This is a genomic window from Rathayibacter sp. AY2B9 (assembly GCF_002931595.1).
GTDB lineage: Bacteria > Actinomycetota > Actinomycetes > Actinomycetales > Microbacteriaceae > Rathayibacter.
This window is the reverse complement of record NZ_PSUB01000007.1, coordinates 129240-148478: the sequence shown is the minus strand read 5'-3', so window position 1 is coordinate 148478 and position 19239 is coordinate 129240. Positions and strand designations below refer to the sequence as shown.

Here is a 19239-nt window from a genome sequence, read left to right as displayed (position 1 = left end):
GGCTGCGCGCAGTGACGCTCCGCACTCTGGACTCACTGGGCTCCCTCGCAGGCAAGCGCGTCGTCGTCCGCTGCGATCTGAACGTCCCCCTGAAGGACGGAACGATCACGGACGACGGCCGCGTGCGCGCGTCGGTGCCCACGCTCCAGCGTCTGGTCTCCGAGGGCGCCCGAGTCGTGGTCGTGAGCCACCTCGGGCGCCCCGAGGGGAAGCCCGAGGCGAAGTACAGCCTCGCTCCCGTCGCCGCCCGCCTCGGCGAGCTGCTCGACGCTCCGGTGGCCTTCGCCGAGGACACCGTCGGGGAGGCGGCCTCGGCCGCCGTCGACGTTCTCGAGGACGGCCAGGTCGTCGTCCTCGAGAACCTCCGGTTCAACGCCGGCGAGACGAGCAAGGACGAGGCCGAGCGCCGCACCTTCGCCGAGAAGCTGGCCGCCTACGGTGACGCCTTCGTCTCCGACGGGTTCGGCGTCGTGCACCGCAAGCAGGCGAGCGTCTACGAGCTCGCCGAGCTTCTCCCCAGCGCCGCCGGCACGCTGATCGCGGCCGAGCTCGAGGTGCTGGAGCGGCTCACTGAGAAGCCCGAGCGCCCCTACGCGGTCGTCCTCGGCGGCTCGAAGGTCTCGGACAAGCTCGGCGTGATCGAGCACCTGCTGCCGAAGGTCGACTCGATCCTCATCGGCGGCGGAATGCTCTTCACCTTCCTCAAGGCCCAGGGCCACGAGGTCGGCGCCAGCCTGCTGGAGGCGGACCAGGTCGACACCGTACTCGGCTACCTCGCGAAGGCGAAGGAGCTGGGCGTGGAGATCGTCCTGCCGACGGACGTCGTCGTGGCGTCGGAGTTCGGCCCCGACGCCGAGCACCAGGTCGCCTCGGCCGACGCGATCGAGGGCACGCCCTTCGGTGAGAAGGGCCTCGGCCTGGACATCGGACCGGACACCGCCGCGCACTTCGCCGAGATCATCGCGGCGTCCGAGACGGTGTTCTGGAACGGCCCCATGGGCGTCTTCGAGCTCGAGCCGTTCGCGGCGGGCACCAAGACCGTCGCGCAGGCGCTCACCGAGGTCGACGGTCTCAGCGTCGTCGGCGGAGGCGACTCCGCCGCGGCCGTCCGCGCCCTCGGGTTCCGCGACGACCAGTTCGGCCACATCTCGACGGGAGGCGGAGCGAGCCTCGAATTCCTCGAGGGCAAGCGCCTCCCCGGACTGGAGGTCCTCGGATGGTAGACACCGCCGCCCGCACCCCGCTCATCGCCGGCAACTGGAAGATGAACCTGGACCACCTCCAGGCCATCGCCTTCGTGCAGAAGCTGGCATGGAGCCTCAAGGACGCCGATCACGACTTCGACGGCGTCGAGGTCGCGGTGTTCCCGCCCTTCACGGACCTCCGGCCCGTGCAGATCCTCGTCGACTCGGACAAGCTGCCGCTCAAGTACGGCGCGCAGGACGTCTCGAAGTTCGACAGCGGCGCCTACACCGGTGAGATCTCGGGCCAGTTCCTGAAGCAGCTCGACTGCGACTACGTGATCGTCGGCCACTCGGAGCGTCGCACGCTCCACGGCGAGACGGACGCGGACATCGCCGCCAAGTCGGCTGCGGCCGTCAATCACGGCGTCGCTCCGATCATCTGCGTCGGCGAGACCGCGGAGGACCTCGAGAAGCACGGCCCGTCGGCCGTGCCGGTCGCCCAGCTGAAGGAGGCCCTCACCGGCCTCCCCGCGGACGCCGACCTCGTCGTCGCCTACGAGCCGGTCTGGGCCATCGGCTCCGGACAGGCCGCGACGCCCGAGCAGGCCCAGCAGGTCTGCAAGGCGCTCCGCGGAGTCGTCGCCGACGTCCTCGGCGCCGACACCGCCGCGAAGACCCGCATCCTCTACGGCGGCTCCGTGAAGTCCGGCAACATCGCCGGCTTCATGCGCGAGCCCGACGTCGACGGAGCACTCGTCGGAGGCGCCAGCCTCCAGGTCGACGAGTTCGCGGCGATCGCGCGATTCCGGAACCACGTCGGGGTCTGAGCTGCTGCGACGAGAGGGCGGGCCCATCGGGCCCGCCCTTTCGTCGTCCACGCCGCTCCCCGCGCGGCGTGGCGCGGTCGGCTTCGCGACGGGGCGCGGTTCCGAGAGCGGGATGCGTCCGGCTACGTCGATCCGCTGGAACGCGGATCACCGGTTCGCCTCGGAGATCCCACACCGGCATCACGCGTTGGCCGGTCCGGTGCCGTCAGCTCCTCGCGGGGTGCCCTCCGAGAGCGTGGCGCGTTCGGCTCGATCGGTCCGCTGGTACGTGGATCACAGGCTCGCGGTCCGGCGACTGAAGAGGTTGTCGAGGGCACCGCGACGAGGCCACCCGCTCCGCCCCTCGACGGACACTCGTATACATCGCCCCGAACACGGGACGACGCATTCCTCGCGGATTCGCAGGCGCCGTTATACTCGTCGGGGCGCGCAACGCGCCAGAACTTCGAAAGGTACCGCGTGGACATCCTCCAGGTCGTGCTCCAGGTCATCCTGGGCATCACGAGCCTCCTGCTCACCATGCTGATCCTGCTCCACAAGGGGCGCGGCGGCGGACTGTCCGACATGTTCGGGGGCGGAGTCACCTCCAACCTCGGCGCGTCGGGCGTCGCCGAGCGCAACCTGAACCGCATCACCGTGATCCTGGGCGTCGTCTGGCTGGCCTGCATCGTGGTGCTCGGACTCATCACCAAGTTCACCACCGGAGCATAGGGGTACTCGCAATGGCATCAGGCGGCAGTGCAATCCGTGGTTCGCGCGTCGGCGCAGGACCCATGGGCGAGCAGGACCGGGGCTTCCACGCGGAGCGCGTCGCGGTCTCCTACTGGGACGCTCTCGGCAACGAGACGGTGCGCCACTTCTCGGCGGCCCTCCCCGAGGACGAGATCCCCGAGGTGATCGACTCGCCGCAGTCCGGTCTCCCCGCTGGCCGCGACCGGGCGAACCCGCCGCAGGTCGCGAAGACCGAGCCCTACAAGACGCACCTCGCCTACGTGAAGGAGCGCCGCACCGAGGCCGAGGCGGCTCAGCTCCTCGAGGAGGCGCTGCAGCAGCTGCGCGCCCGACGAGGCACCGCGACCCCGTCCTGATCCTCACCGGACGACGAACGACGGAAGGCCCGCCCCTCGGGGGACGGGCCTTCCGTCGTTTCCGGACCGTGCTCAGTAGCTCGGAGCGATGAGCGACTCGGGGACCTCGGCAGCTGCCTCCTGGTCGACGAAGAACACCGTGCGCTTGCGACCGAACGCGCCCGACGCGGGCACCTCGTTCGTGCTGGCACCCGCGAGCGCGAGGCCCAGGGCCGAGGCCTTGTCGGCGCCGGCGAGCACCATCCAGATGCGGTCCGACTGGTTGATCAGCGGCAGCGTGAGGGTGAGGCGCTCGGGCGGCGGCTTCGGCGAGTTGCGGACGGCGAGGACGCCGGGCGTCGTGGAGCGGATCGCGGAGCGCTCGGGGAACAGCGACGCGATGTGCCCGTCCGGCCCGACGCCGAGGAAGGTGATGTCGAAGCGCGGGTAGTCGCGCCCCTCGGAGGCGTGCTCGCGCAGCTCCGCGTCGTAGGCAGCGGCGGCGCCGTCGAGGTCCAGGCCCTCGTCCGAGGCCGGGTAGGAGTGCACGTTCGCCGCCGGCACATCGAGGACGCTGAAGAGGTCCCCGGCCTGGACGTCGTTGCGGTCCTCGTGGCCGCGGGGCACCCAGCGCTCATCGCCCCACCAGAAGTGCACGCGCGACCAGTCCACGTTGCCGGCGGCGGATGAGGAGCCGATCTCCTTGAGCGTGGCGGCTCCCATCGTCCCTCCGGTGAGCACGACGTTCGCCGAACCCAGGTCGTCGAGGACGTCGATCGTCTTGGTGAGGAACCGGGCGGCGACCGAGCCGGCGAGGGTCTGCTTGTCGCGGTGGACCAGCACGCGGCGTTCGGTGGTCATCTCAGGGGACTCCTTCGGGTTCGGGTGCCGATCGGCGGGGTTCGGCTCCGTGTCGGGAAGCTCTGAGGTGCGGGCGCCCTGGACGGGCGCCCACACCTCAGGAGGCGCTGCGGGCCTCGGCCTTCTCAGTGAGCATGTCGACCCCGCGCGAGATCACTTCACCGTACAGGTCATCCGGGTCGAGCCGGCGCAGCTCCTCCGCCAGGCAGTCCCGGAGGCTGCGGCGGGGGAGCGAGATGTCGTGGACCGGCTGATCGGGCTGCGTGAGCGTCGCGACGTTGGGCACCGAGCGCTCGAGCTCGATCACTCCGGAGTCGCGGATGAGCCGGACGCCGTGGATCCCGCTGGACCCGGTCGCGCTGATCGTGAGCTCGTGGTCGACGGGGATGTCGAGCTCGAGCTGCAGCCAGGCGGCGAGCAGGATCGTGGAGGGGGAGTCGGGCGCGCCCGAGACCTCGACGGCCGTGATCGGCTCGTAGGGCGGCTGGTCGAGCACGGCGGCGAGCTGCGCGCGCCAGAGGGTGAGGCGGGTCCAGGCGAAGTCGGTGTCGCCGGGGGCGTAGGTGGACGCGAGGTGGTGCAGCGCTTCCGCCGGGTTCGACTGGGCCGACGCGTCGGTGATCCGCCGAGTGGCGATCCGGCCGATCGGGGACGCGGAGGCGTTGTCCGGAGCGCTGTTCGGCCACCAGGCCACGACGGGGGCGTCGGGGAGGAGCAGGCCCGTGACCAGGCTCTCCTCGTCCTCGGCCGCGTCTCCGTAGGGACGGAGCACGACGACCTCGCTCGCGCCGGCGTCGCCTCCGACCCGGATCTGCGCGTCGACCCGCGCCGTCGCGTCGACCGGGACCGTGGTGGTGCCGTCGTCCTTCGAGACCACGATGACGCGCATCGGGTGCTCGCGGGACGCGTCGTTCGCGGCCTCGATGGCCTCCTCCTCGTGACCCCGCGAGGTCGCGATGATGAGGGTGAGGACGCGGCCGAGGGCGACGGCGCCGCCCTCCTCGCGGATCTTGACGAGGGTCTTCGAGACCTCGCTCGTCGTGGTGTCGGGCAGATCGACGATCATGGACGCCTCCAGGTGCGGCCGTCGCGGGCGAGGAGCTCGTCGGCGGAATCGGGGCCCCAGGTTCCGGGGCGGTACTGCTCGGGCTGGCCCTGCGTGGCCCAGAACTCCTCGATCGGGTCGAGGATCTTCCAGGACAGCTCGACCTCCTCGTGCCGGGGGAAGAGCGGCGGCTCGCCCAGGAGGACGTCGAGGATGAGGCGCTCGTAGGCCTCGGGGCTCGCCTCGGTGAACGCGTGGCCGTAGCCGAAGTCCATCGTCACGTCGCGCACCTGCATGCCGGCGCCGGGCACCTTCGAGCCGAAGCGCATGGTGACGCCCTCGTCGGGCTGGACCCGGATGACGAGCGCGTTCTGGCCCAGCGACGTGGTCTGGCTCTCGGCGAAGAGCTGCTTCGGTGCCCGCTTGAACACGACCGCGATCTCGGTGACGCGGCGGCCGAGGCGCTTGCCGGCCCGCAGGTAGAACGGCACGCCGGCCCAGCGTCGGGTGCCGATGTCCAGGCGCATGGCGGCGTAGGTCTCGGTGGTCGAGGTGGGGCTCATGCCGTCCTCCTCGAGGAAGCCGAGCACCTTCTCGCCGCCCTGCCAGCCGCCGGCGTACTGCCCGCGGGCGGTCGCGGTGGAGAGGTCGGCGGGGAGGCGGACGGCCGCGAGGACCTTCTCCTTCTCCGCACGGAGGTCGGCCGCGTCGAACGAGATCGGCTCCTCCATGGCGGTCAGGGCGAGCAGCTGCAGCAGGTGGTTCTGGATGACGTCGCGCGCCGCTCCGATGCCGTCGTAGTAGCCCGCGCGCCCGCCCACGCCGATGTCCTCGGCCATGGTGATCTGCACGTGGTCGACGTAGTTCGAGTTCCAGAGCGGCTCGTACATCATGTTGGCGAAGCGGAGGGCCAGGATGTTCTGGACCGTCTCCTTGCCGAGGTAGTGGTCGATCCGGAAGACGGAGTCGGGCGGGAAGACCGACTCGACGACGTCGTTCAGCTCGCGGGCCGTCTTCAGGTCGCTGCCGAACGGCTTCTCGATGACGACGCGGCGCCACTGGCCGTCCTTCTGCTCGGCGAGGCCGGAGCTGCGCAGCTGCTCGGTGACCTGCGGGAAGGACTTCGGGGGGATCGAGAGGTAGAAGGCGAAGTTGCCGTTCGTGCCGCGCTCGCGGTCGAGGTCGTCGACGGTCGTCTTCAGGCGGGCGAACGCCTCGGGGTCGTCGAACTCGCCCTGCACGAACCGGATGCCCTGCGCGAGCTGCGCCCAGACCTCCTCGTGGAACTCGGTGCGGGCGTGCTTCTTCACGGAGTCGTGGACGACCTGCTCGAAGTCCTGGTCGTCCCAGTCGCGCCGGGCGAATCCGACGAGGGCGAAGCCGGGAGGCAGGAGGCCGCGGTTGGCGAGATCGTAGACCGCGGGCATGAGCTTCTTGCGGGAGAGGTCGCCGGTCACGCCGAAGATGACGAGGCCGCTGGGCCCGGCGATCCGGTTCAACCGGCGGTCGAAGCTCAACCTCAGCGGGTTGAACTCGGGGGTGATGTCCACAGACATGTGCAGTGTCCTTCTGTGTGCCGGTGGGACCGGCGCACTGCTATCGGTGAGGGAGGGGGAGGAGCGGGCGGGCCCGGCTGCTGCCCCGGGAAGTGGTCGCGGGACGACCGCGGGCACGCCGCCGCGCGCTCGAGAGCGCAGCGGCGGCGTGCCCGTCGGATCAGGTGTTGAGGGCCTCGAAGAGCGCCTCGAGGTCGGCCTCGGGGTCGGTCAGCGTGAGGGTCAGCACCGGCCGGCCGTGCTCGGCGAGCACGCTCGCGTCGCCGGCGGCCTGCGCCAGGATGAGCTGGCCGAAGGTGAACGGGCTGTCCGGGATCTCGAGGTCCACGTCGGAGCGCTCGGTGATCTGGAGGAACACGCCGGTCGGCGCGCCGCCCTTGTGGTACTGCCCGGTCGAGTGCAGGAAACGCGGGCCCCACCCGAAGGTGACGGGGCGCTGGGCCTGAGCGGCGAGGAGGTCGCGCACACCCTCGAGCTGCGGGAGCGCGAGGCGGTCGACGTACGCCTGGATCGAGACGTAGCCGCCGTCGCCCAACTGAGCGAGGAGGCGGTCGACAGCAGCGGCGACGGTCGAGACGCCCTCGGTGACGCTGCTGCTGCCGGTGACCTCGATGCCCGCGTCGGTGAACGCGGGCGCCTCGGGCTCGGGGCGCTTCTCGAGCAGGGCCCGGGTCGCGACCTTCGCCGACTCGACGTCGGGCTGGTCGAACGGGTTGATGCCCAGGAGGCGACCCGCGACGGCGACGGCGTACTCCCACGTCAGCATCTGAGCGCCGAGCGAGCCGGAGAGGAGGATCTCGCCCTCGTGGCGGTCGCGCGGGAACAGGTGCAGCGCCGTGGCGTCCTCGACCAGGCGGACGACCTGCACGTCTGGCAGGTCCTCCGAGAGCTCGGGGGCCAGCGTGCCGAGGACGACGGGGAGGATGCCCGTGCCGTCCTTGCCGGTGGACTCGGCGATGAGCTGCTCCGCCCAGTCGGCGAAGCCGACGATGTCGGTCCCGTCGGCCACGATCGCGAGCTTGTCGCGGCGCGGGCTGGTCGCGGCGATCGCCGCTCCGAGGATCAGGCCCGGGTTCTCGGGGGAGTCCACGGCGAGCCCGAGGGAGGCCTCGGCCGCCTCGTCGAGGAGGGCCTCGATGTCGGCGCCGGCGAGCCCGGACGGCACGAGGCCGAACGCGGAGAGCGCCGAGAAGCGCCCGCCGATGTTCGGGTCGGCGTTGAACACGCGGTAGCCGGCCTCGCGGGAGGAGGTGTCCAGGGGCGAGCCCGGGTCGGTCACGATGACGATGCGGTCGAGCGGATCGATGCCCGCCTCCGTGAACGCCTTCTCGTAGGCCTTCTTCTGGCTCGCGGTCTCGACGGTCGAGCCGGACTTCGAGGAGATGACGACCGCGGTCGACGCGAGCCGGTCGTTCAGGGCCGCGAGCACCTGGCCGGGCGCCGTCGAGTCGAGCACGGTGAGCTCGACGCCGGCGGTGCGGGTGATGACCTCGGGCGCGAGCGAGGAGCCGCCCATGCCGCCGAGGACGATGTGGTCGACGCCCTTGGCCTGGAACTCCTCGCGCAGGGCGAGGATCTGGGGGATCAGGGGGCGGGAGACGGTGGTCGACTCGGTCCACCCGAGGCGCTTGGCCGCCTCCTCCTCCGCCGCGGCGCCCCACAGGGTGGGGACCTGGGCGGTGATGCCGGACGCGACCTCGTCGGCGACGAGCTCCGGGACGACGCGGTCGACGGCCTTCTCGGCGTCTCCGCTGACGTGGATCTGGATGGCCATGATCAGGCCTGCGCCTTCGCGCCCTCGAGCGCCGCGGTGACGGTGTCGAGCAGCTCGTTCCAGGAGACGATGAACTTCTCCACGCCCTCCTTCTCGAGCAGCTCGGTGACGTCGGCGTACGAGACGCCCTGCGCCGCGACGGCGTCGAGGACGGCGTTCGCGTCGGCGTACGAGCCCGTGACGGCGTCGCCGGTGATGACGCCGTGGTCGAAGGTCGCCTCGAGGGTCTTCTCGGGCATCGTGTTGACAACGCCGGCCGCGACGAGCTCGGTCACGTAGACGGTGTCGGGGAGGTCGGTCGACTTGACGCCGGTCGAGGCCCAGAGGGGGCGCTGGCGGTTGGCGCCGGACTCCTGGAGCAGCAGGGCGCGCTCGGTGGCGAACGCCTCGACGAAGACCTCGTAGGCCAGCTGAGCGTTGGCGACGCCGGACTTGCTCTTGAGGGCGCGGGCCTCGTCGGTGCCGACGGCCTCGAGGCGCTTGTCGATCTCGGTGTCGACGCGCGAGACGAAGAACGAGGCGACGGAGTGGATGGTCGACAGGTCGATGCCGGCGTCCTTGGCCTTCTCGAGGCCGGCCAGGTACGCGTTGATGACGGCGCGGTAGCGGGCGAGCGAGAAGATCAGGGTGACGTTCACCGAGATGCCGGAGCCGATGACCTCCGTGATGGCCTCGAGGCCCTCGACGGTCGCGGGGATCTTGATCATCGCGTTGGGGCGGTCGACCTTGGCCCAGAGGGCCTTGGCCTGCTCGATGGTGCCCTGGGCGTCGTGCGCCAGGCCGGGCTCGACCTCGATCGACACGCGGCCGTCGTAGCCGTTGGTCGCGTCGTAGATCGGGCGGAAGATGTCGGACGCCGCGGCGACGTCGTCGGTGGTGATCTCGAAGACGGCGTCGGTCACCGAGGTGCCGGCGGAGGCGAGCTCGCGCACCTGGGCGTCGTAGGACTCGCCGTTGGTCAGGGCCGCGGCGAAGATCGTGGGGTTCGTGGTGACTCCGACGACGTTCTTCTCCTCGATGAGCTTCTGCAGCCCTCCGGTGGAGATGCGCGAGCGGGAGAGGTCGTCGAGCCAGATGCTGACGCCGGCGGCGGAGAGCTCTGCGGTGGGGGTGTTCTCGGTCATGTCTCTTCTTCTTCTGCGTAGGTGGTGCGTGGTGTGAGGGGGAGCCGCTGCTCCGACGGCGAAGGCCGCGTCCGTGGTGGACGCGGCCTTCGAGTCAGGAGGCTGCGAGCGACTCCTTGGCGGCGGACAGTGCCGCCTCGGTGGTGATCCCGAACTCGCGGAACAGGGTCTTGTAGTCGGCCGAGGCGCCGAAGTGCTCGATCGAGACGGAGCGGCCGGCGTCGCCGACGTACTTCTGCCAGCCCAGGCTCAGGCCGGCCTCGATCGAGACGCGCGCCTTCACCGAGGAGGGCAGGACCTTCTCGCGGTACTCGGCGTCCTGCTCCTCGAACCACTCGAGGGACGGAGCCGAGACGACGCGGGCGTTGACGCCCTCGCTCCTCAGGGCCTCGCGCGCCTCGACGGCGATCTGGACCTCGGAGCCGGTCGCGATGAAGATCACGTCCGGGGTGCCGCCCGGCGCCTCGGCCAGGATGTAGGCACCGCGGGCGACGTTCGCGGCGGAGGCGAAGGTCTCGCCCTCCGCGTCGCCCTCGCCGCGCTCGAACACCGGGATGTTCTGACGGGTGAGCGCGAGGCCGGCGGGGCCCTCGCGGCGCTCGAGGATGGTCTTCCAGGCGTAGGCGACCTCGTTCGCGTCGCCGGGGCGGACGACGTCCAGGCCCGGGATCGCGCGGAGGGTCGACAGCTGCTCGACCGGCTGGTGCGTCGGGCCGTCCTCGCCGAGCGCCACGGAGTCGTGGGTCCAGACGTAGATGGCCGGCGCCTTCATGAGCGCGGCGAGACGGACCGCCGGGCGCATGTAGTCGGAGAAGATCAGGAAGGTGCCGCCGAAGGGGCGGGTGTTGCCGTGCAGGACGATCCCGTTGAGGATCGCGCCCATGGCGTGCTCGCGGATGCCGAAGTGCAGCACGCGGCCGCCCTTCTTCCCGGTCCACTCGTGGGTCGAGAACTCCGTCGGGACGAAGGAGCCGGCTCCCTCGATCGTCGTGTTGTTCGACTCGGCGAGGTCGGCGGAGCCGCCCCACAGCTCGGGGATCACGCCGGCGAGGGCGTTGATGACCTTGCCGGACGCGGCGCGGGTCGAGACCTCCTTGCCGGGCTCGAAGACGGGGAGCGCCTCCTGGACGCCCTCGGGCAGCTCGCCCGAGAGGACCCGGTCGAGCAGCTCCTTCTTCTCGGGGTTCGCGGACGCCCAGGCGGCGAGCTGCTCGTCCCACTCGGCGTGCTGGGCCTGGCCGCGCTCGACGGCCTTGCGGGTGTGCTCGATGACCTCGTCGGCGACGTCGAAGGTCTTCTCGGGGTCGAAGCCGAGCACCTCCTTGAGTCCGCGGAGCTCGTCGGCGCCCAGGGCGGAGCCGTGGATCTTGCCGGTGTTCTGCTTCTTCGGCGACGGCCAGCCGATGATGGTGCGCAGGATGATGAGCGACGGCTTGTCGGTCTCGCCCTTCGCGGCCTCGATCGCGGCGTGCAGCTCGGCGACGTCCTCGTGGTACTCGCCGGTCTTCTTCCAGTCGACGACCTGGACCTGCCAGTCGTAGGCCTCGTAGCGCGCCTTGACGTCCTCGGTGAAGGCGATGTTGGTGTCGTCCTCGATCGAGATCTGGTTGGAGTCGTAGATGACGACCAGGTTGCCGAGCTTCTGGTGGCCGGCCAGCGAGGAGGCCTCGCTGGTGACGCCCTCCTGCAGGTCGCCGTCGCCGGCGATCACGTAGACGAAGTGGTCGAACGGGGAGGTGCCCGCGGCGGCCTCCGGGTCGAACAGCTCGCGCTCGAAGCGCGAGGCGTAGGCGAAGCCCACGGCGGAGGCGAGGCCCTGGCCGAGCGGCCCGGTGGTGATCTCGACGCCGTCGGTGTGGCCGTACTCCGGGTGGCCCGGGGTCTTCGAGCCCCAGGTGCGCAGCGCCTTGAGGTCGTCGAGCTCGAGTCCGTAGCCGCCCAGGTAGAACTGGACGTACTGGGTCAGCGAGGAGTGGCCGACCGACAGGATGAACCGGTCGCGGCCGATCCAGGTCGCGTCGGACGGATCGCGGCGCATGACCTTCTGGAACAGGAGGTAGGCGGCGGGCGCGAGGCTCATGGCGGTTCCGGGATGGCCGTTGCCGACCTTCTCGACCGCATCCGCGGCGAGAACCCTCGCCGTGTCGACTGCCTTCTCGTCAATGGATTCCCATTGCAGTTCTGACACTTGGTACTGACCCTTCTCGAGACGTGGGGCAGACGGGGACCGTCCGCCCTCTCGCATGGTGGAGCACGCCGCATGACGACTTCGACACGATGCTCCGGCGACGGCCCTCTCGGCCCCGTACCGACGATCGTCGGGCGGGCTCGGGTGCGTGCCGGGCGCTCTGGCGAGCAGTCCCGAGTATACGGAGGGGGGTGCGCCGCTGACCGGGGGTTGCGTGGTCGCATATGTCTGCGTCCGATTGGACAAGCGTGCACGCCGGGCCCGGCTCCCGGACGGGCGCATTACACTCGTTCGGGATCATCGAATCGTTAGAGGAGCAATGGACGCAGTCGTGGAGACCACCGCCGTCGAGCGGGACGGGGCGTCGCCGACGACCCTCTCGCGCAAGGTGAAGGCCTTCGTCGCTCTGACGAAGCCGCGCGTGATCGAGCTGCTCCTCGTGGTGACTGCTCCGACGATGATCCTGGCGCAGGGCGGGATCCCGAATCTGCTGCTGGTCCTCAACGTCCTGATCGGCGGCGCCCTGAGCGCCGGGTCCGCGGGCGCGTTCAACTGCTACTTCGACCGCGACATCGACCGGATCATGAACCGGACGAAGAACCGGCCGCTCGTGACCGGGGAGATCTCGGACCGGGCCGCGCTCGTCTTCGCGACCACGATCGGCGTCCTGTCGATCGTCTGGCTCGGCCTCACGGCCAACTGGCTCTCCGCGGGCCTCTCGCTCGCCGCGATCCTGATCTACGTCGTGTTCTACACGCTCTTCCTCAAGCGCCGGACGCCGCAGAACATCGTGTGGGGCGGCATCGCGGGCTGCATGCCGGTGCTGATCGGCTGGGCGGCGGTCACCGGCTCGCTCGACTGGGCCCCCGTCATCCTCTTCTCCGTCATCTTCCTCTGGACGCCGCCGCACTACTGGCCGTTGTCGATGAAGTACCGGGACGACTACCAGGCCGCCGGCGTGCCGATGCTGGCCGTCGTGCGCGGGCGCACGATCGTCGGGCTCCAGGTCATCCTCTACGCCTGGGCCACCGTCGCCTGCTCGCTCCTGCTGATCCCCGTCGCCGGAATGGGGGTGCTCTACACGGTGGTCGCGCTCGGCAGCGGAGTCTGGTTCATCGCCGAGACGCACCGCCTCTACAGCCTCGCGATCCGTCACGAGCACGTCTCGCCGATGCGGGTGTTCCACGGGTCCATCGGATACCTCACCCTGCTCTTCCTCGCCGTCGGCATCGACCCGCTGCTCCCCTTCTGATGGTGACGCCGTTCTCCTTGCTCGCCGAGCGGGTGACCCTGGGTCCGCGCGCACTGCGCTGGGGGACCACCGCGGCGCTCGTCGCGAGCATCCTGATCATCTTCTTCGGGGGCGTCGTCCGGCTGACCGGCTCTGGCCTCGGCTGCCCCACCTGGCCGGCGTGCGAGCCGGGCTCGCTCACCTCGACCCCCGAGCTCGGGATCCACGGCTTCATCGAGTTCACGAACCGCGCGTTCACCGGCGTCCTCGTGGTCGCGGTGGGCTGGGCGATCACGGCCGCGCGCCTGCAGAAGCCGCGCGACCGCACCATGACCCGGCTCGCCTGGTCGCAGTTCTGGCTCGTCGTCGCGAACGCCCTCGCGGGCGGCGCGACCGTGCACTCGGGCCTGAACCCGTACATCGTGGCCGGGCACTTCGTTCTCGCCATCGCCCTCCTCACCACCACCGCACTGACGTGGCACCGCGCCCACCGCTCGCAGTCCGTGGCCTTCGAGCCGGACCGCGCGACGCGGGCGCTCAGCATCGGGCTCGTCGGCCTGACGCTCCTCGTGATCCTCGTGGGGACCCTCGTGACGGGGACCGGCCCGCACGCCGGCGACTCCGCGGAGGTGCCCCGCATGCAGTTCCACTGGGAGAGCGTGACCGTCGTGCACGGCGTGCTCGGCACAGCGGTGCTCGTCGTAGGCGCCGCTCTGCTCCTGCGCCTGTCGCGGGCGGCGGGCTCGGAGCTCGCCCGGCGGCGCGTGATCGCCTTCCTCGTGGTCGTCGTGCTGCAGGCGCTGGTCGGGGTCGCGCAGTCGCTCACCGCGCTGCCCGAGACGCTCGTCGCGGTGCACCTCCTCGGCTCGGCGCTCATCTGGGTCGGCGCGGTCCGCGTGCTGCTCGACGTGAACCCGAGGCTGTTCACCGTGCGCGCCCAGCGCCGGGACGCCGCCCAGGAGCTCCAGCCCGCCGCCTGACCGCGGGCTCCGGCTCGGCGGAGAGCAGGTGCCGCCGGAGGCGCAGGAGCACGCGGGGGAGCGCCCGCAGCGGGAGGTCGGCCGCGATCGCGCGGGCGAGAGGGCCGAACGCCCGTGCGGGTCCGGCCGGCAGGCGGGCGCCCACCAGTGCGGTCACGAGTCGGGCGGGGATCGGGGTCGATGCGTCGTTCGTCATGGCGTAACCGAATCACGGACCACCGACACCGGTATGGCCATGCGCGTGTGGAGGTGCGCCGCCGGCGCCCGGCCGACACCCAGGTGCGGAGGTTCCGCTGAACGGCGGACGCCGGTAGAATGAGAAGCTGGTCACGGTTCGACGCACCCTGCGCACGTGATCCGCACACGGCCCGATGGAGCGCCGACGCACACCTCCGGAATCCAGGGACGCACATCATCCGCTCCGCGCATCAGATCGATCGCGCGACCGGCCGGAGAGCACCCGCGGGCCACCCCCGGGGGAATGACTCCGGGACCCGACCGGTTAGCAGTGGGTAGGAAACGAGGTACACATGTCAGACATCCTGATCGACCGCCCCGAGCTCGAGAGCCTGGGCGTCTACGAGTTCGGCTGGTCCGACTCGGACTCCGCCGGAGCCTCCGCACGACGCGGCATCTCGCCCGAGGTCGTCTCCGACATCTCCGCGCTCAAGAACGAGCCCGCCTGGATGCGCGACCGCCGCATGAAGGCCCTGAAGCTCTTCGAGCGCAAGCCCATGCCGACGTGGGGCGCCGACCTGTCGGACATCGACTTCGACAACATCAAGTACTTCGTCCGCTCCACCGAGAAGCAGGCGCAGACCTGGGACGACCTCCCGGACGACATCAAGAACACGTACGAGAAGCTCGGCATCCCGGAGGCGGAGCGCCAGCGCCTCGTCGGCGGCGTCGCGGCCCAGTACGAGTCCGAGGTCGTCTACCACCAGATCCGCGAGGACCTGGAGGAGCAGGGCGTCATCTTCATGGACACCGACACGGCGCTGCGCGAGCACCCCGAGATCTTCGAGGAGTACTTCGGCACCGTCATCCCCGCGGGCGACAACAAGTTCGCGGCGCTGAACACCGCGGTCTGGTCCGGCGGCTCCTTCGTGTACGTCCCCAAGGGCGTCCACGTCGACATCCCGCTGCAGGCCTACTTCCGGATCAACACCGAGAACATGGGCCAGTTCGAGCGGACCCTGATCATCGCGGACGAGGACAGCTACGTCCACTACATCGAGGGCTGCACGGCTCCGATCTACAAGTCGGACTCGCTGCACTCGGCCGTGGTCGAGATCATCGTGAAGAAGAACGCCCGCGTGCGCTACACGACGATCCAGAACTGGTCGAACAACGTCTACAACCTCGTCACCAAGCGCGCGATCGCGCACGAGGGCGCGACGATGGAGTGGATCGACGGCAACATCGGCTCCAAGGTCACGATGAAGTACCCGTCGATCTTCCTGGTCGGCGAGCACGCCAAGGGCGAGACCCTCTCCGTCGCGTTCGCGGGCCCCGGCCAGCACCAGGACGCCGGCGCGAAGATGGTCCACATGGCGCCGTACACGCAGTCGTCGATCGTCTCGAAGTCGATCGCCCGCGGCGGCGGTCGCGCCGGATACCGCGGCGAGGTCCGGGTGGACGCGAACGCGCACCACTCGGCGAACACCGTGCGCTGCGACGCCCTCCTGGTCGACACCATCTCGCGCTCCGACACCTACCCGGCGATCGACATCCGCGTCGACGACGTGCAGCTCGGCCACGAGGCGACGGTGTCGAAGGTCAGCGAGGAGCAGCTCTTCTACCTGATGTCGCGCGGCCTGCCGGAGGACGAGGCCATGGCCATGATCGTTCGCGGCTTCATCGAGCCGATCGCGCGCGAGCTGCCCATGGAGTACGCCCTCGAGCTGAACAAGCTCATCGAGATGGGGATGGAGGGCAGCGTCGGTTGACGCCCGCCTCCCCCCTCGAAGGGGCGCCCGGACGGGGCGCCCCGCACCCATCGAAAGGAACCACCGCCAGATGACGGTCCCCACGAGCGCCGCGACCCCCGAGATCGACGGCGCGGCCGCCGCTGAGCGCCTGGGCGTCAGCGCCCACTCCGACGGGGCGTTCACGCCCGTGCAGACGCGCTCCGAGCGCTTCGCGTCGGCCGACGTCGAGGCCTTCGAGGCCGTCACCGGCCGCGAGATCGCCTGGAAGCTGACGCCCGTCGCCCGCCTCGGCGATCTGATCGACGGCGCGCTCGACGGCTCGCCCGCCCCCCTCGAGCACGCGGCGGTGGACGGTGTCGACGTCTCGTGGGTCGGCCGCGACGACCAGCGGATCGGCACCGCCGGCCTCCCCGAGGACCGCGCCGCCGCGAACGCCTGGTCGAGCTTCGAGAAGGCTCTCGCCGTCCGCGTGACGGGCGAGGACGAGAAGGTCGCCACCCTCGTCCGCTCGGGCCTCGGCTCCGCACCCCGCGCCGCGCACACGATCATCGAGGCGGCGCCCTACGCCCGCGCCGTCGTCGTGCTGCAGAACGAGGGGGAGGCCTCCCTCGCGGAGAACGTGGAGATCCTCGTCGGCGAGGGCGCGCAGCTCACCGTCGTCACCGTGCAGGAGTGGGCTGATGACGCCCGGCACCTGGCCAACCACTTCGTGCGGGTCGGACGCGACGCGAAGGTGAAGCACATCGTGGTCACGCTCGGCGGCTCCATCGTCCGGGTGAACCCCTCGGCGCACCTCGTCGAGCGCGGAGCGGACGGCGAGCTCTTCGGCCTGTACTTCGCCGACGGCGGCCAGCACCTCGAGCAGCAGGTGTACGTCGACCACGACGCCCCCGACACCCGCAGCCGCGTGACCTACAAGGGCGCGCTGCAGGGCGAGGGCGCGCGCACCGTCTGGATCGGCGACGTCCTGATCCGCAACAGCGCCACCGGCACCGACAGCTACGAGCAGAACCGCAACCTGGTCCTCTCGGACGGCACGCGCGCCGACTCCATCCCGAACCTCGAGATCGAGACCGGTGACATCGCCGGAGCGGGGCACGCCTCGGCGACCGGCCGCTTCGACGACGAGCAGCTCTTCTACCTGCAGTCCCGCGGCATCCGTGAGGACGAGGCGCGACGCCTGGTCGTGCGCGGGTTCCTCAGCGAGATCGTGCAGCAGATCAAGGTCGCCGAGCTCGAGGACCGCCTGCAGCTCGCGATCGAGGCGGAGCTCGCCGGGAGCGCCGGCCAGACCGGCTCCTCCCGCGGAGCGGCGGTCAGCGCATGAGCAACGCCGCGATGATCTGCTCGGTCTCCGAGCTGATCCCCAACCAGGCCATGCGGGTCGAGGTCGACGGAGTCGCGATCGCGGTCGTGCAGGACTCCGCCGGCGAGATCCACGCCATCGGCGACACCTGCACCCACGGCGAGATCTCGCTCTCCGAGGGCTTCGTCGAGGGCGACAGCCTCGAGTGCTGGGCGCACGGCTCCCAGTTCTCCCTCCGCACCGGCACCCCCCTGAACCTCCCGGCCTACGAGCCGGTCCCCGTCTTCGTCGTCGAGATCATCGACGGCGACGTCTACATCGACCCGACCGTCACGAAGGAAGTCTGAATGTCCGTTCTCCAGATCAGCGATCTCCACGTCAGTGTCGAGACCGAGCAGGGGACCAAGCAGATCCTCCGCGGTGTCGATCTCACCATCAACCAGGGTGAGATCCACGCGATCATGGGCCCCAACGGGTCCGGCAAGTCCACCCTCGCGTACACGATCGCGGGACACCCCAAGTATCACGTCGACGGCGGCTCGATCACCCTCGACGGCGTCGAGGTCCTCGACATGTCCGTCGACGAGCGCGCCCGCGCGGGCCTCTTCCTCGCCATGCAGTACCCGGTCGAGATCCCCGGTGTGACCAACACCAACTTCCTCCGCACCGCCAAGACCGCGATCGCCGGCGAGGCGCCCGCGATCCGCACGTGGACGAAGGACGTCAAGTCGGCGATGGCGAACCTCCGCATGGACTCGTCCTTCGCGGCGCGCAACGTCAACGAGGGCTTCTCGGGCGGCGAGAAGAAGCGCAACGAGATCCTCCAGCTCGAGCTGCTCGCCCCGCAGTTCGCCGTCCTCGACGAGACCGACTCCGGCCTCGACGTCGACGCGCTCAAGATCGTGTCGGAGGGAGTCAACCGCGCCCACCAGAGCACCGGTCTCGGCGTGCTGCTGATCACGCACTACACGCGGATCCTCCGCTACATCCAGCCCGACTTCGTCCACGTCTTCGTCGCCGGCCGCGTCGCCGAGCAGGGCGGCAAGGAGCTCGCCACCCGGCTCGAGGACGAGGGCTACGACCGCTTCCTGACCTCGGCGACGGTCTGATCATGGCGGTCACCACTCTCGAGCCGAAGCTCTTCGACCAGGTCGAGGAGGCCCTCAAGGACGTCATGGACCCCGAGCTCGGGGTCAACGTGGTCGACCTGGGACTCATCTACGACCTGGGCTGGGACGACGAGAACGACGCCCTCGTCATCCACATGACCCTCACCTCGGCGGGCTGCCCGCTGACCGACGTGCTCGAGGAGCAGACCGCCGAGTCGCTCGACGGCATCGTCGAGGCGTTCCGGATCAACTGGGTCTGGATGCCGCCGTGGGGTCCCGACCGGATCACCGAGGACGGGCGCGACATGATGCGCGCACTCGGCTTCTCGATCTAGCCGCTGCACACCGACGCCGAAGGGCCGGGAGGAGTCGTCCTCCCGGCCCTTCGGCGTCCGTGCGACCGCTCAGCGCGAGCGGCGCGAGAGCATCGCCCAGGTGGTGGGGAGCAGCGCGGCGGCGACCAGCGCCTTGAGCGCGTCGCCGACCAGGAAGGGCACGAGTCCCGCGGAGAGGACGGAGCCGAGGTCGGCTGGCAGCCCCAGCGAGGCGAGGGCGGCGGCCAGCCAGGGCAGGCCGACGAGGTAGATGGTGGCGGTGCCGGCGAGGAAGGTCACCAGCGTGCCGAGGACGCGACGGTCCCACTGCCGCTGGGCGAGCCACCCGGTGACGATCGACGCGAGGACGAAGCCGACGATGTAGCCGCCGGTGGGACCCGCGAGGACCGCCCAGCCGTGCGAGCCCTCGGTGAAGACCGGGGCGCCGAGAGCGCCGACGAGCGCGTACACGAGCATGGAGAGCGCGCCGCGGAGTGCGCCGAGCGTCGTGCCGACCAGGAGGACCGCGAAGGTCTGGCCCGTGAAGGGCACCGGCCACATCGGGATGAACAGCTGCGCCATCGCTGCGGTGAGACCTGCACCCGCGAGCACCAGCAGGGCGTCGGTCGCGACGGAGCGGGTGACGAGCCGGTCGGCGAGGACCGGGCGCGGGAGGGCGGAAGAGGAAGGGGACATGGGTGATCTCCGAGAGTCCTGGTCGCCCGAGAGCGAGGAGCGAGCG

The 19239-nt window shown here is 70.5% G+C and carries 18 protein-coding genes; 11 read left to right on the top strand and 7 right to left on the bottom strand.

Features of this window, described 5'->3' with window-relative positions; all coding sequences use genetic code 11:
- Window positions 1-11: 11 nt before the first annotated feature.
- The 4 genes from C5C25_RS08855 (at window position 12) to C5C25_RS08840 (ending at window position 3099) form a co-directional block, all read left to right on the top strand.
- On the top strand, window positions 12-1223 hold the full coding sequence (locus C5C25_RS08855) for a phosphoglycerate kinase (protein WP_104250366.1): 1212 nt from the start codon (window positions 12-14) through the stop codon (window positions 1221-1223).
- Window positions 1217-2011 carry a triose-phosphate isomerase gene (gene tpiA / locus C5C25_RS08850; RefSeq protein ID WP_104221913.1) on the top strand — a complete coding sequence of 265 codons (795 nt, stop codon included), beginning with the start codon at window positions 1217-1219 and terminating at the stop codon, window positions 2009-2011. Before C5C25_RS08855 ends, tpiA begins: the two co-directional genes overlap by 7 nt.
- Before the next feature lie 459 nt (window positions 2012-2470).
- On the top strand, window positions 2471-2722 hold the full coding sequence (gene secG, locus C5C25_RS08845) for a preprotein translocase subunit SecG (protein WP_104221915.1): 252 nt from the start codon (window positions 2471-2473) through the stop codon (window positions 2720-2722).
- An 11-nt stretch (window positions 2723-2733) separates the two neighbouring features.
- On the top strand, window positions 2734-3099 hold the full coding sequence (locus tag C5C25_RS08840; protein WP_055791968.1) for an RNA polymerase-binding protein RbpA: 366 nt from the start codon (window positions 2734-2736) through the stop codon (window positions 3097-3099).
- A gap of 72 nt (window positions 3100-3171) precedes the next feature.
- On the opposite strand, the gene pgl is transcribed toward C5C25_RS08840, so the two are convergent.
- The 6 genes from pgl to tkt form a co-directional block, all read right to left on the bottom strand.
- Window positions 3172-3939, bottom strand: coding sequence for a 6-phosphogluconolactonase (pgl, locus tag C5C25_RS08835; RefSeq protein ID WP_104221917.1), 768 nt, complete (start codon window positions 3937-3939; stop codon window positions 3172-3174).
- Window positions 3940-4036: 97 nt separating this feature from the next.
- On the bottom strand, window positions 4037-5005 hold the full coding sequence (locus C5C25_RS08830; RefSeq protein ID WP_104232638.1) for a glucose-6-phosphate dehydrogenase assembly protein OpcA: 969 nt from the start codon (window positions 5003-5005) through the stop codon (window positions 4037-4039).
- On the bottom strand, window positions 5002-6540 hold the full coding sequence (gene zwf / locus C5C25_RS08825) for a glucose-6-phosphate dehydrogenase (protein WP_104246802.1): 1539 nt from the start codon (window positions 6538-6540) through the stop codon (window positions 5002-5004). Before zwf ends, C5C25_RS08830 begins: the two co-directional genes overlap by 4 nt.
- Before the next feature lie 160 nt (window positions 6541-6700).
- Complete coding sequence (locus C5C25_RS08820) at window positions 6701-8314, bottom strand: glucose-6-phosphate isomerase (RefSeq protein WP_104221922.1); 1614 nt, start codon at window positions 8312-8314, stop codon at window positions 6701-6703.
- 2 nt (window positions 8315-8316) lie between these two features.
- Window positions 8317-9438: a transaldolase gene (tal, locus tag C5C25_RS08815; protein WP_104250365.1), complete on the bottom strand. Its 1122-nt coding sequence runs from the start codon at window positions 9436-9438 to the stop codon at window positions 8317-8319.
- 94 nt (window positions 9439-9532) lie between these two features.
- Window positions 9533-11626, bottom strand: a complete 2094-nt coding sequence (gene tkt, locus C5C25_RS08810) for a transketolase (RefSeq protein WP_104225291.1) — start codon at window positions 11624-11626, stop codon at window positions 9533-9535.
- 319 nt (window positions 11627-11945) lie between these two features.
- On the opposite strand from tkt, the gene C5C25_RS08805 reads away from it, so the two are divergent.
- The 7 genes from C5C25_RS08805 to C5C25_RS08775 all read left to right on the top strand — a co-directional run bounded on the left by C5C25_RS08805 (window position 11946) and on the right by C5C25_RS08775 (window position 18518).
- The gene (locus C5C25_RS08805; RefSeq protein ID WP_104221928.1) at window positions 11946-12878 is read left to right on the top strand and encodes a heme o synthase; all 933 of its coding nucleotides are present in this window, start codon (window positions 11946-11948) and stop codon (window positions 12876-12878) included.
- Entirely contained in the window at window positions 12878-13837 is a 960-nt protein-coding gene (locus C5C25_RS08800) for a heme A synthase (RefSeq protein WP_104250364.1), read from the top strand. The genes C5C25_RS08805 and C5C25_RS08800 overlap by 1 nt, the downstream gene beginning before the upstream one ends.
- A gap of 530 nt (window positions 13838-14367) precedes the next feature.
- The gene (gene sufB / locus C5C25_RS08795; protein ID WP_104221933.1) at window positions 14368-15786 is read left to right on the top strand and encodes a Fe-S cluster assembly protein SufB; all 1419 of its coding nucleotides are present in this window, start codon (window positions 14368-14370) and stop codon (window positions 15784-15786) included.
- Window positions 15787-15856: 70 nt separating this feature from the next.
- Window positions 15857-17095: a Fe-S cluster assembly protein SufD gene (gene sufD, locus C5C25_RS08790; protein ID WP_104232633.1), complete on the top strand. Its 1239-nt coding sequence runs from the start codon at window positions 15857-15859 to the stop codon at window positions 17093-17095.
- Window positions 17092-17421 carry a non-heme iron oxygenase ferredoxin subunit gene (locus C5C25_RS08785; protein ID WP_077222834.1) on the top strand — a complete coding sequence of 110 codons (330 nt, stop codon included), beginning with the start codon at window positions 17092-17094 and terminating at the stop codon, window positions 17419-17421. The genes sufD and C5C25_RS08785 overlap by 4 nt, the downstream gene beginning before the upstream one ends.
- Window positions 17422-18183, top strand: a complete 762-nt coding sequence (gene sufC / locus C5C25_RS08780; RefSeq protein WP_104221937.1) for a Fe-S cluster assembly ATPase SufC — start codon at window positions 17422-17424, stop codon at window positions 18181-18183.
- Between the two features lie 2 nt (window positions 18184-18185).
- Window positions 18186-18518 carry a metal-sulfur cluster assembly factor gene (locus C5C25_RS08775; RefSeq protein WP_104221939.1) on the top strand — a complete coding sequence of 111 codons (333 nt, stop codon included), beginning with the start codon at window positions 18186-18188 and terminating at the stop codon, window positions 18516-18518.
- Between the two features lie 69 nt (window positions 18519-18587).
- Here the strand turns inward: C5C25_RS08775 and C5C25_RS08770 are convergent, their stop codons facing one another.
- Window positions 18588-19193: a biotin transporter BioY gene (locus tag C5C25_RS08770; protein WP_104232632.1), complete on the bottom strand. Its 606-nt coding sequence runs from the start codon at window positions 19191-19193 to the stop codon at window positions 18588-18590.
- Window positions 19194-19239 lie beyond the last annotated feature (46 nt).